The sequence below is a fragment of the Arthrobacter sp. G119Y2 genome (genome assembly GCF_038069765.1).
In the GTDB taxonomy this organism is placed as follows: domain Bacteria; phylum Actinomycetota; class Actinomycetes; order Actinomycetales; family Micrococcaceae; genus Arthrobacter_B.
Genome location: NZ_JBBPFS010000002.1, coordinates 493,238 through 505,162, shown reverse-complemented (window position 1 = coordinate 505,162; position 11,925 = coordinate 493,238). Strand labels below are relative to the sequence as shown.

Sequence of the window (11,925 nt, the reverse complement as noted above, 5' to 3'; positions counted from 1 at the left end):
CGGAGCCTGTGCGCGGCCCCGGCCGCTAAGCAGCCGGGGCCAGCACGTAGAGGGTGATCCAGTCCGCAACCGCCGCCGGCTTGTCCGCCCCTTCCAGTTCAATCGTGATGCCGGTGACAATCCTGATGCCCTGGCGCGTGGTTTCGACCTTGGCCAGCTCGGACACCGCACGCACCCGGCTGTTCACCGGAACCGGGTGGGGAAACCGCACATGATCCAGCCCGTAATTGATGCCCATCACCGTTCCGTCCACGCTCATCCGCCCGGACGTCAGTGCCGGCAGCAGCGACAGCACGAGAAAGCCGTGGGCGATGGTGCTGCCGAAGGGACCGGCGGCAGCCCGCTCCGGGTCAAGGTGGATCCACTGATGGTCGTTTGTGGCATCCGCGAAGCTGTTGATGCGTTCCTGGTCGATGGTGATCCATTCGCTGGTTTCCCGCTGCCCGACGGCGGCTTCCAGCTCTTCCACTGAGGCGAAGTGTGCCATTCCTAACCCCTCGGTCCGCCGGCAACGTAGAGCACCTGTCCGGAGATGAAAGATGCTTCCTCCCGGATGAAAAATGATGCCGCCGCTGCAATGTCGGCCGGCTTTCCCGTCCGCCCCACCGGAATCTCGGCGGCTGCGTGCGAAATGAACTCCTCGTAGGCCACGCCCATCCGCTCCGCCGTCGCCCGGGTCATATCGGTTTCGATCAGGCCCGGCGCAATGGCGTTGACCGTGACGTTGTACCGTCCCAGTTCGATGGCCAGGGTCTTGGTGAAACCCTGCAGCCCCGCCTTGGCGGCGGCATAGTTGGCCTGCCCCCGGTTGCCCAGGGCCGAGGTGCTGGAAAGGTTGACGATGCGCCCCCACTTCTCCCGCACCTGGTGGGCCTGCACCGCACGGCTCATCAGGAACGCCCCGCGCAGGTGCACGCCCATGACAGCGTCCCAGTCCGTCTCGGTCATTTTGAACAGCAGGTTGTCGCGCAGGATGCCCGCATTGTTAACGAGGATGGCGGGGGCGCCGAGCTCCTCGGTTATGCGCGCCACTGCGGCATCGACGGCTCCGGCATCGGACACGTCGGCACCCACCCCCACCGCTTTGCCGCCCGAGTTGTTGATGGCCTCAACCGTGGCCGCGGTGTCTTCCTCGCGGAGGTCAAGGACGGCCACCCGGTGGCCGTCTGCCGCGAGCCGGGAAGCAACGGCGGCGCCGATGCCGCGCCCTGCCCCGGTGACGACGGCGGTGCGCTGTACAAATGGTGCCGGAACCTCGGTCATGTCTCTCCTTTGGACGTCAGCTTGAAGGTGAGCTGAATCATGCTGTCCGCAGAGCGTACCGACCGGACGGTACGGACGCAACGGTGTCCGGGTTCTCCCCGCTCCAACCAAAAAGGGAATAAGGACAGCTTCTGTCCTCAGGCAGGAGTACCTTGGTGTCCATGTTGGAAACCTCAGCACGCCTGCTCCATCTGCTGTCACTGCTGCAGATGCGGCGTGAATGGACCGGGGCGGCGCTGGCCGACCGCATGACCGTCACCGAACGCACGGTGCGCCGCGACATCAGCAAGCTGCGCAGCCTCGGCTACCCGATCTCAGCCTCACCGGGCATCGCCGGCGGTTACCAGCTCGGATCCGGCGCACAGCTTCCGCCGCTGCTGCTGGACGACGACGAAGCGCTCGCCGTCGCCCTCGGGCTGGCCGCGGTCGCCACCGGACCGGTTGCCGGCATCGGGGAGGCATCCGTGCGCGCCCTGGCCAAGCTTGAACAGGTTCTGCCCGGCCGGCTGCGGCCCAAGTTCTCCGCCCTGCGCCAATCAGTCAGCGTCCTGGCCGGGAATGCCGCCAGCGTGGACCCGCAGACCCTGACCGCCCTTTCGGGGGCCATCGCCGAGCAGCGGGTGGTCGCCTTCCGGTACACCCCCTCCGGTGCCGCCCCCGGACGGCGCCTCGTGGAGCCGTACAAACTCGTCAGCACCGGCCGCCGCTGGTACCTGGCGGCCTGGGACCTGGAGCGCCGGGACTGGCGCACCTTCCGCATGGACCGCTGCCAAAGCATCCCGTCCATCCGCGAGCGCTACTTCCCCCGTCCCCTGCCGGCAAAGGACATGGCGGCGTACGTCCAGGACTCCATCACGCGCTTCCCGTACCGGTACGACGTCGTGCTGCGGCTGGCGGCACCGCTGGCCGAACTGGCGGACCGGATCCCGCCTGAAGCGGCCACGCTCGAGGACGACGGGCCGGGATTCACCATCCTGCGCGGCGGCTGGGACTCCCTGGACCTGCCGCTGATGCACCTGGCGGGCCTGGGGCTGGAATTCGAGATCCTCGCCCCCGCGGAAATGCGGGACCGGGCCCGCTCCGCGGCCGCCCTGCTCCAGCGGGCCGCAGATGCCCGGCCCTCGGCGAAATCAGGAAACGCTCCCGGTTCCAGCCACTAGACTGGGAGCAATCATGGCACTGACTATTTCCTACCCCGCGCTTCTACCCGTTTCCGAGCGCCGCGAAGACATCATGGCTGCCATCGCGGCCAACCAGGTGACGATCATCGCGGGCGAAACCGGCTCGGGCAAGACCACGCAGATCCCCAAAATGTGCCTGGAGCTCGGGCTCGCCGAGAAGGGGCTGATCGGCCACACCCAGCCGCGCCGGCTTGCCGCCCGGACGGTGGCCGAACGCATCGCGGAGGAGCTCGACGTCGAACTCGGCGCCGAGGTGGGCTACCAGGTGCGCTTTACCGGCGAAACCAGCCGCTCGACCAAGGTCAAGCTGATGACCGACGGCATCCTGCTGGCCGAGATCCAGCATGACCGCAAGCTGAAAAAATACAGCACCATCATCATTGATGAGGCCCACGAGCGCAGCCTGAACATCGACTTCATCCTGGGCTACCTGCGCAGGCTCCTGCCGGAACGTCCGGACCTGAAGGTCATCATCACCTCCGCCACCATCGATCCGGGACGCTTTGCCGAGCACTTCGCGACGAACGGCAAACCCGCGCCGGTCATCGAGGTGTCAGGGCGGACCTTCCCCGTGGAGATCCGTTACCGTCCGCTGAACCAGCCGGCCGGCGGCGGTTCCGGCGAGGAGGACTCCGACGACGAGTTGGAAGAGGACCGCGACCCGGTGGACGCGGTGTGCGACGCCGTCGAGGAGCTCTCCCGCGAAGCCCCCGGCGATATCCTCATCTTCTTCTCCGGGGAACGGGAAATCCGTGACGCCGCAGATGCACTGCGCTCCTCCGTGCAGCGGGTCCCCCGGCTGCAGGGCACCGAAGTCCTGCCCCTGTTCGCCCGGCTGTCCCTGGCAGACCAGCACAAGGTCTTCAACCCCGGCAAGCACCGCCGCATCATCCTGGCCACCAACGTTGCCGAGACCTCGCTGACCGTTCCCGGCATCAAGTACGTCATCGACACCGGAACAGCGCGCATCTCCCGCTACTCGCACCGCACCAAGGTCCAGCGGCTGCCCATTGAACGCATTTCCCAGGCTTCCGCCAACCAGCGCTCGGGCCGCTGCGGCCGCGTGTCCGACGGCATCGCCATCCGGCTGTACTCCGAAGAGGACTTGCAGGCGCGGCCCGAATTCACGGATCCGGAAATCCTGCGCACCAACCTTGCCGCCGTCATCCTGCAGATGGCCGCCATGGGCGTGGCCAAGGGACCCAAGGACGTTGCGGACTTCCCGTTCGTCCAGCCGCCGGATTCCAAGGCGATCAATGACGGCGCCACCCTGCTCAAGGAGCTCGGCGCACTGGAAGCCTCCGGCGGAATCACCCCGGTGGGCCGCAAGCTCTCGCAGCTGCCCGTGGATCCCCGGATGGGCCGGATGATCGTGGAGGCCGGAGCCCGCGGCTGCGCCAAGGAAGTCATGGTGCTCACTGCGGCCCTGACCATCCAGGACCCGAGGGAACGGCCGTCCAAGGACGACGCCGCGCGGGCCCAGAAGGCCGCCGAGATGCACAAGCGGTTCGTGGACGAGAACTCCGACTTCACCGGCTACCTGAACCTGTGGCGCTACCTGCAGGACAAGCAGAAGGAGCTCTCCTCCTCCGCGTTCCGCCGGCTGTGCAAAAACGAGTTCCTGAACTATGTCCGGATCCGGGAGTGGCAGGATCTCTTTGCCCAGCTGCGCCAGATCGCCAAGCCGCTGGGCATCACGCTCAGCCCGGGCCCGGTGGATCCGGTGGCGCACGACAAAGAAATCCACATGAGCCTGCTCTCCGGCCTGCTCAGCCACATCGGGCTGTACGACCAGCGCAAGCGGGAGTACGCCGGAGCCCGCGGCACCCGGTTTGCCGTCTTCCCCGGTTCCGCACTGTTCAAGAAAACCCCTGACTGGGTAATGGCCGCAGAACTGGTGGAAACCTCCCGGCTGTGGGCCCGGGTTGCCGCGAAGTTCGATCCGCTCTGGGTCGAGGACGTGGCTCCGCACCTGATCAAGCGCAGCTACAGCGAACCGCACTGGTCCAAGAGCCGCGGGTCGGTGATGGCCTATGAAAAGGTCACGCTCTACGGGGTGCCGGTCATCCCGCAGCGCAGCATCAACTACGGCCGGGTCGATCCCGAGCTGTCCCGGGAAATGTTCATCCGCCATGCCCTGGTGGAGGGCGACTGGCGCACCCACCACAAGTTCTTCCACCGCAACCAGGCGCTGCTGGCCGAAGTGGAGGAACTGGAGAACCGGGTCCGCCGCCGCGGCCTGCGGGTGGACGACGAAACCCTCTTTGAGTTCTATGACGAGCGCGTCGGCAGGGAGGTCGTTTCCGAACGGCACTTCGACAAGTGGTGGAAGAGCGCCCGGCACGAGAATCCGGCGCTGCTGGACTTCGACCCTGACGCGCTGCGGACCGACGACGCCGCCGGGCTTGACGAGAACGACTTCCCCAAGGCGTTCATCTACGGCGACTTTGAGCTGCCGCTGACCTACGAGTTTTCCCCGGGAGTGGCGGGAGCGGGCGACGGCGTGAGCGTTGAGGTGCCCGTGCTGTTCCTGAACCAGCTGGATCCGGAACCGTTCAAGTGGCAGATTCCGGGCCTGCGGGCAGAGCTGATCACCGCGCTGATCAAGTCGCTGCCCAAGGCAGTCCGCAAGAACTTCATTCCGGCTCCGGATGTGGCCCGGGCCGCCGCGGCTGCCCTGGCAGCCGACTTCGACCCCGCGCAGGATGCCCTGGAACCCTCGCTGGAGCTGGCCCTGCGGCGGCTCAAGGGTCACATCATTCCGCCCGGTTCCTGGAACTGGGAGTCTGTGCCCGAACACCTGCGGATGAGTTTCTGCGTGGTGGACGGCTCCGGAAAGGTCCTGGACGAGGGAAAGGACCTGGCGGCGCTGCAGGAATCCCTGGCACCGGCCACCCGCCGCGCCATTGCCGAGTCGCTCGGTGCCACGCCGAAAACCGTGACTCCCAAGTCCGGGCGGAAGGGCAAGGGCTCCCCCGGGGGCGCCCAGCCGGCAGCCGCACCCGCGGGTTCGGGCCCACAGCCGGGGGCGGGGCCGTCGCTGGCGGAACAGACCGGGCTGACGGAGTGGAGTGTCGGCACCGTTGAGAAGCAGGTGCAGCGGCTCGTCGCCGGGCATATGGTCACCGGCTATCCCGCTCTCGTGGACGAAGGCAAAACCGCAGGGCTGCGGATGTTCCAGAACGCCGGCGAACAGGCCGTCGCCATGCGCGGCGGCGTGATCCGGCTGCTGGTGCTCCGCGTTCCCAGCCCTGCCAAGTACGTGCTGGAGCATCTCAGCAATGCCGAGAAGCTCACCTTCAGCCAGAATCCGCACGGTTCGGTGGCTGCCCTGATCGAGGACTGCACCCTGGCGGCCGTGGACAAGCTGACACCGGAGCGGCTGCCCTGGAACCGTGCCGAATTCGACGAATTGTACGAGAAGGTGCGGGCCGAACTTATTGACACCGTCTTCACCGTGACCGCAACGGTGGAGAAAATCCTCTCCAGCACCCGCCGCATTACCAAGGCACTGAAGGGCACCCAGTCATTGGCCCTGATCAGCGCCCTGAACGACATCCGCGCGCAGTTGGATTCGCTGGTTTACCCCGGGTTCGTCGCCCGCACCGGCTACGCCCAGCTGACGCATCTGCCCCGGTACCTGGCCGGCATTGAGCGGCGGCTGGAGAAACTGCCGACGAACGTCCAGCGCGACGCGCAGCAGATGGCGGTGGTCCAGGCCCTGGAGGACGACTACGACGACGCCGTTGCGGCGCTGCTGCCCGGTGCCGGAACACCGCCGGCGCTGACCGAGGTCCGCTGGATGATCGAGGAACTGCGGATCAGTTTCTTCGCGCAGGAGCTCGGCACGGTGCGCTCGGTGTCGGAGAAGCGCATCCGTACGGCACTGAACGCCGCACTCGCCCCGGCCTGAGGCCGGGGCGGGGCGGGAACGGCGGTTGCTTCGGCGGCCCTGCGGCTACTGCTCGGGAACGGCGGCGCCGTGTCCGGCGGCCCGCAGCGCCTCCCGGAGCTTTTCAGCGTTGGCCTCCATGCGTTCGGGATCCGGGTTGGACTCCGCGCGGCTGAAGTCGAAATCTTCCAGGGAATTCACCGGCCAGACGTGCAGGTGAAGGTGGTCAACCTCGAACCCGGCAATGCTCAGCCCGGCGCGTTCGGAACCGAAGGCTTCCACCTGCGCCCGGCCGATGGCCTGCGCCACGGACGTCAGCTTCTGCAGCAGTTCCGGCGGAGCGTCGGTCCATTTGTCGACCTCCTGCCGCGGCACCACCAGGGTGTGGCCGTCGCTGAGCGGACCGATGCTCAGGAAGGCCGCGACGTCGTCGTCCATCCACACAAAACGGCCCGGAATCTCGCCGTTGATGATCTTGGTGAAGAGGGTGGGCATGGTGGCTCCTTCGGAAGAACGGGCGGAAACTGCAGCACTGACGGATGCCTTCGCATCGTCACGGGGCACCACCAGGTGCAGCGGCGGGGGTACGGGGCGGCCTCTTATCATGAGACGACGCTATCGTCTTTGGGCGGTCCCGGGCCATTCGCCCGGCTTCTGCCCCACCGCGACCGGGGACCCCTTCGTGGCTGACCACTGCGACCAGGATCCCGGGTAGAGGGCCGCCCGGTACCCGGCGCTTTCCAGTGCCGCCACGTCGTGGGCTGCGGTCACTCCGGAGCCGCAGTAGACCGCCACCGGCGCGTCCGGGCGCACCCCGAGGGCTTCGAAGGATGCGCGAAGTTCTTCCGGAGTGCGGAACGTTCCCTCGTCGGTCAGGTTTCCGGCCGCGGGCGCGTTGACCGCCCCGGGGATGTGCCCGGCCAGCGGGTCGACGGGCTCGCGGTCACCGCGGTACCGTTCCTTGGCCCGGGCGTCGAGCAGTGTCCCGTCGGCCACGACGGCGGGAACATCCCACATCTGGAGCACCGGCATTTTTCCCCAGGAGAACTCCGCATCACCGGGCCGGGGCACCGCGGTTCCGCCTTCCAGCGCCAGTCCGGCCCGGTGCCAGGCGACGACGCCGCCGTCGAGCAGGTACACGGAATCCAGTCCCGCATGCCGCAGCAGCCACCAGGCCCGGGCAGCCGAGGTGCCGCCGACTGCGTCATAGGCCACCACCGTGTCACCGCGGGAGATCCCCCAGCCTCTGGCCGTGCGCGCAAATTCCTGCGGGTCCGGCAGGGGATGGCGCCCTTCGCTTCCCTTGCCTGCGGGAGCCGCCAGCTCGGTTTCCAGGTCCACATACACGGCGCCGGGTATGTGTCCGCGCTGGTACTGCCGGTTCCCGTCGGTGCTGCCCAGCTCCCACCGGACATCAAGCAGGACCACGGATGTCCCCGAGGCCAGCAGCTCCTGCAGCCCGGCAACATCGATAAGGGGCCCGCTCACACCTGGACCGTATCGCCGGCGGACAGGTGCTGGTACACCGTGCCGTACAGTTCCCCGAACCGGGTGACATGACCTTCGGAGATGTTCAGGCCGCGCTCGTTCAGCAGGGCGTCATGGATCGGGTAGGCACGTTCGGCACCGCAGGCGATAACAAAGTCGATAACCTCCCCCACTTTGGACCACGGTGCGTGGATCGGCACCAGCAGGGTTTTTACGGTGAGCCCGTTCGGCACCACGAACGAGTCTCCGGGATGGTACAGCGTCCCGTCGATCAGGTAGCCGATGTTGGCCACCAGCGGCACCAGCGGGTGGATCAGGGCGTGCTGCCCGCCAAAGGACCGGACTGTAAAGCCGGCAGCGGTAAAGGTGCTGTCCGGTTCCACCGACAGGATCCGTCCGGCGGCGTCCTCCCCCTCCGCACCGCTGCCGTCAGCAGCCGCGGCAGCGCGCAGGTCAGCGGCCAGCCGCTCCGGTGCATGCAGCACCAGGGACGTGTTGGCCCTGAGCTGGGCCAGGACCCGGTCCCGGTCCAGATGGTCGGGGTGCTCATGGGTGATCAGGACGGCCTGGGCTCCGTCCAGCGCTTCTTCGACTTCGGAAAACGAACCGGGGTCCAGTACCAGGACGTTGCCGTCGCGCTCCAGGCGCACGCAGGAATGGGTGTACTTGGTCAGTTTCATACGGTCACAGTACCCCGCGGTTCCGCCGTACGGGCGCTTACCGGCGCCCGGCGCACGGGCGGTTCGGAGCCGTTTTCTGTCGGGTGCGATAATCTGGAAGCTGCGCCGGTACCGGCCGGCCGTTCAGCCCAGGCACCGCCCCTTCCGGGGCCGGCCGGGCCAGGCATCACCGTTCCAAGGAGTGAGCATGTCAGCGCAGACGTCCCAGCCCGCCAAGCGGGGTCCGGAGCAGCGGGTCACGCGCCAGCGCCTGGCCGTTGGCCGGACCTTGGATGAACTCGATGACTTCATCAGCACGCAGGAGCTCTACCGCCTGCTGCATGAACGCGGCGACAGCGTCTCCCTGGCCACCACCTACCGCATCCTGCAGTCCATGGCGGAGGAAAACCAGGTGGACGTGCTGCGCAACGGCGAGGGCGAAGCCCTGTACCGCCGCTGCGCCGTCGAGCACCACCACCACCACCTGGTGTGCCGCAACTGCGGCAAGGCGGTGGAAGTGGAGGCTCCCGCCGTCGAGGCGTGGGCGGCCGGACTGGGATCGCAGTACGGCTTTACCGAGGTGGCCCACACCGTGGAGATCTTCGGGCTGTGTCCGGAGTGCAGCCGCTCCTGATTCCAGGGCGGCCCCGCCGGAGCCGGTCCGCTACGCGGCGGACACCGTTCCGGCCCGAACCCGTCCCCTGGTCCGGCTCCGCTTGATGAGCCTGCACACCACATAGATCAGGAACGAGATGGTTGTGATGTACGGGCTGATCGAGATGCGGCCGCCGAGCGCCAGCAAAATGCCGCCCACAGCCGACGTCACCGCAAACAGCACGCTCAGCAGCACCACCAGGCGCGGGGAAGACGTCACCAGCAGCGCGGCGGCTGAGGGCGTAATCAGCAGCGACAGCACCAGCAGTGCCCCGACAACTTGGATGGACAGCGCGACCGACAGCCCCAGCAGCACCATAAAGACAATGGACAGCACCCGCACGGGCACACCGCGGGCTTCGGCGAGTTCGGGATCGGCGCTGGCGAACGTCAGCGGCCGCCAGATCAGGACGAGGCCGGCCATGACGACGACGGCCGTGCCGGCGAGCAGGTTCAGCTGAACCGTGTCGACGGCGACGATCTGCCCGGTGAGCAGCCCGAATTTGTTGGCTGAGCGGCCTTCGTACAGTCCGAGGAACAGGATGCCCAGGCCGAGCCCGAAGGGCATGATGACGCCGGTGACCGAGTTCCGGTCCCGGGCTTTCAGCCCCATCACCGCCAGCAGCACGGCTGCGGCCACGGAACCGATGAGGGAGCCGAACACCACGTTGGCGCCGATCAGCAGGGCAAAGGCGGCACCGGCAAAGGACAGCTCGGCAATCCCGTGGACGGCAAAGGCGAGGTCGCGCATCAGGACGAAGGTTCCGATGAGCCCGCCCACGAGCCCCAGGATCGCAGCGGCCCAGATCGAATTGCTGACCAGGGGCAGCAGCTGCCCGTAGTCGCTGAAGTTGAACACGGCGGAGAAGAAGTCACGCAAGTCCATGTTCTTCCTCGCTCTCTCCGTGCACGTGGGTGGTGGCATCCGGGATGCCCAGGACGACGATGCGGCCGTGGCTGCGAAGTACTTCCACCCGGCTTCCGTACATTTCGGACAGCACATCGGAGCGAAGAACCTCGGACGGCGTGCCGGTGCGGAAGGTGCCGCCGGCGAGGTAGAGCACGCGGTCCACGTAATCGATGACCGGATTGATCTCGTGGGTTACGAACACCACGGCGGAGCCTTCTTCGTGGCAGCGCCGGTCGATCAGGGCACTGATGGCCTGCTGGTGGTGCAAATCCAGGGAGAGCAGCGGTTCGTCGCAGAGCAGCAGGTCGGGATCGGTGGCCAGTGCCTGGGCCGCACGCAGGCGCTGCACCTCACCGCCGGACAGCAGGCCAACGGGCTCATTGGCATAGCGGGTGGCGCCCACCTGGTCCAGCAGCTGGTCCACGCGCCGCCGTACGGGGGCGCGGTTCAGCCGCAGTCCCCACTTGTTTCCGTCGACCCCCAGGCCAACGAGGTCCCGGGCCCGCAGCGGGGTTCCCGGCCCGAAGGCCTTCTGCTGGGGTATATAGCCGATGTCGCGGCTGCCGCGCCGGGCCGGATGCCCGTTGATTTCCACGGTGCCATGAGTGAGTTCCTGCAGTCCCAGCAGGACTTTCAGGAAGCTGGTCTTGCCGGACCCGTTGGGGCCCAGGACGGCGAGGAATTCGCCGGCCTTAATATCAAGATCCAAACCGTCCCAGAGGGTCCGGTGCCCAAAGGACAGCCCGGCGTTCCTCAGCCGTACTACTTGACCGGTCACCGCAGCACATCGTCGATGGCGGCCACGTTGGAACCCATCCAGGTCAGGTAGTCCTGGCCTTCGGGAAGGGTTTCGGAGAAGTCCAGGACCGGCACGCCGGCTTCCTCCGCAGTGGCGCGCACGGTTTCCGTCTGCGACGAGGCGGTCTGGGTATTGAACGCCAGGAAGGCGACGGACCGCGAGCTCAGGAGCTCCTGCATCTCGTTCAGAGCTGCCGGAGGAACATCGGAGCCTTCCTCGACGGCGGAGGTAAAGGCGGCAGGGGTGACGTTGTGCAGGCCGGCGGCTTCGAAGAGGTATTCCGGAACGGGCTCGGTGACGGCGACGTCGCGTCCGCCGGCTGCGGCCTTGTCCTCGGCCAGGTCGGCCGTGAGCTCCTCGATACCGCTGTTGAAGGACGCCGCGTTGGCCCGGAACTGATCGGCATTGTCCGGGTCCAGCACGGCAAGCCGCTCCGCTGCTGCTTCGGCCAGAAGGCCCATCGCTTCGGGGCTGTACCAGACGTGCTCGTTGAAGGAGCCGTGGGAGTGTCCGTCATGGCTGCCGTCGTCGTCGTGGGCGTCGGCGTCGCCGTGGGCTTCGCCGTCGTCGTGGGCTTCGCCGTCGCCGGTGTGCGTTTCACCGTCCTCCGTATGGGTTTCGGCGCTCTGCTCCAGACCGGAGATTTCCACCGCGTTGAGGACGTCCGCGCCCTCGATGCCGGCTTCGTCAACCAGCTGTTCCATGAAGGTGTCGTAGCCTCCGCCGTTGAGCACCACCAGGTCCGCATCGCTGACCGCAAGCTTGTCCCGCGCCGTCGCCTCGTAGGAGTGCGGGTCCTGGCTGGGCCGGTCGATGATGGAGGTCACGGTGACGGCGTCTGCTCCGACTGTCTCCATGATGTTGCCGTACACATTGGTGGAAGCAACGATGTCCAGGACTCCCTCTTCGGAGCCCTGGTCGGAAGAGGATCCCGAATCCCCCGTGCAGCCGGTCAGGGCAAGGGCGCCGCCGGCCAGAAGTACTCCGGCAAGGCGGACGGAAAAGCGTCGCATAAGTAGTGGTGTCCCTGTTCCGGCGTTGAGAAGGTTTGATGATGTTAACTCTGATGGAGCTCCGCT

Annotated in this window: 11 protein-coding genes; 3 read left to right on the top strand and 8 right to left on the bottom strand. The window is 67.0% G+C overall.

The genetic code is table 11. The annotated features are described in order from the left end of the window. Positions 1 to 25: 25 nt before the first annotated feature. Both WKB88_RS06015 and fabG read right to left on the bottom strand, forming a co-directional pair. Positions 26 to 487, bottom strand: a complete 462-nt coding sequence (locus WKB88_RS06015; protein ID WP_341393621.1) for a MaoC family dehydratase — start codon at positions 485 to 487, stop codon at positions 26 to 28. 2 nt (positions 488 to 489) lie between these two features. After that, on the bottom strand, positions 490 to 1,263 hold the full coding sequence (gene fabG / locus WKB88_RS06010; protein ID WP_341393620.1) for a 3-oxoacyl-ACP reductase FabG: 774 nt from the start codon (positions 1,261 to 1,263) through the stop codon (positions 490 to 492). Between the two features lie 161 nt (positions 1,264 to 1,424). On the opposite strand from fabG, the gene WKB88_RS06005 reads away from it, so the two are divergent. Next, complete coding sequence (locus tag WKB88_RS06005) at positions 1,425 to 2,423, top strand: helix-turn-helix transcriptional regulator (protein ID WP_341393619.1); 999 nt, start codon at positions 1,425 to 1,427, stop codon at positions 2,421 to 2,423. Positions 2,424 to 2,436: 13 nt separating this feature from the next. Beyond that, complete coding sequence (gene hrpA / locus WKB88_RS06000) at positions 2,437 to 6,357, top strand: ATP-dependent RNA helicase HrpA (protein WP_341393618.1); 3,921 nt, start codon at positions 2,437 to 2,439, stop codon at positions 6,355 to 6,357. Between the two features lie 45 nt (positions 6,358 to 6,402). On the opposite strand, the gene WKB88_RS05995 is transcribed toward hrpA, so the two are convergent. The 3 genes from WKB88_RS05995 to WKB88_RS05985 all read right to left on the bottom strand — a co-directional run bounded on the left by WKB88_RS05995 (position 6,403) and on the right by WKB88_RS05985 (position 8,504). Then, complete coding sequence (locus WKB88_RS05995) at positions 6,403 to 6,831, bottom strand: HIT family protein (RefSeq protein ID WP_341393751.1); 429 nt, start codon at positions 6,829 to 6,831, stop codon at positions 6,403 to 6,405. Between the two features lie 120 nt (positions 6,832 to 6,951). Next, positions 6,952 to 7,824 carry a sulfurtransferase gene (locus WKB88_RS05990; RefSeq protein ID WP_341393617.1) on the bottom strand — a complete coding sequence of 291 codons (873 nt, stop codon included), beginning with the start codon at positions 7,822 to 7,824 and terminating at the stop codon, positions 6,952 to 6,954. Then, positions 7,821 to 8,504 (bottom strand): MBL fold metallo-hydrolase, encoded by a 684-nt coding sequence (locus WKB88_RS05985; protein WP_341393616.1) that lies wholly within the window; start codon positions 8,502 to 8,504, stop codon positions 7,821 to 7,823. The genes WKB88_RS05990 and WKB88_RS05985 overlap by 4 nt, the downstream gene beginning before the upstream one ends. Positions 8,505 to 8,691: 187 nt before the next feature. On the opposite strand from WKB88_RS05985, the gene WKB88_RS05980 reads away from it, so the two are divergent. Then, positions 8,692 to 9,117 (top strand): Fur family transcriptional regulator, encoded by a 426-nt coding sequence (locus WKB88_RS05980; protein ID WP_341393615.1) that lies wholly within the window; start codon positions 8,692 to 8,694, stop codon positions 9,115 to 9,117. Positions 9,118 to 9,147: 30 nt separating this feature from the next. On the opposite strand, the gene WKB88_RS05975 is transcribed toward WKB88_RS05980, so the two are convergent. The 3 genes from WKB88_RS05975 to WKB88_RS05965 are packed head-to-tail and all read right to left on the bottom strand — an operon-like array spanning position 9,148 to position 11,859. After that, positions 9,148 to 10,023 (bottom strand): metal ABC transporter permease, encoded by an 876-nt coding sequence (locus tag WKB88_RS05975; RefSeq protein ID WP_341393614.1) that lies wholly within the window; start codon positions 10,021 to 10,023, stop codon positions 9,148 to 9,150. Further along, positions 10,010 to 10,825 carry a metal ABC transporter ATP-binding protein gene (locus tag WKB88_RS05970; protein WP_341393613.1) on the bottom strand — a complete coding sequence of 272 codons (816 nt, stop codon included), beginning with the start codon at positions 10,823 to 10,825 and terminating at the stop codon, positions 10,010 to 10,012. The genes WKB88_RS05975 and WKB88_RS05970 overlap by 14 nt, the downstream gene beginning before the upstream one ends. Then, complete coding sequence (locus WKB88_RS05965) at positions 10,822 to 11,859, bottom strand: metal ABC transporter solute-binding protein, Zn/Mn family (RefSeq protein WP_341393612.1); 1,038 nt, start codon at positions 11,857 to 11,859, stop codon at positions 10,822 to 10,824. Before WKB88_RS05965 ends, WKB88_RS05970 begins: the two co-directional genes overlap by 4 nt. Between the last annotated feature and the right edge of the window lie 66 nt (positions 11,860 to 11,925).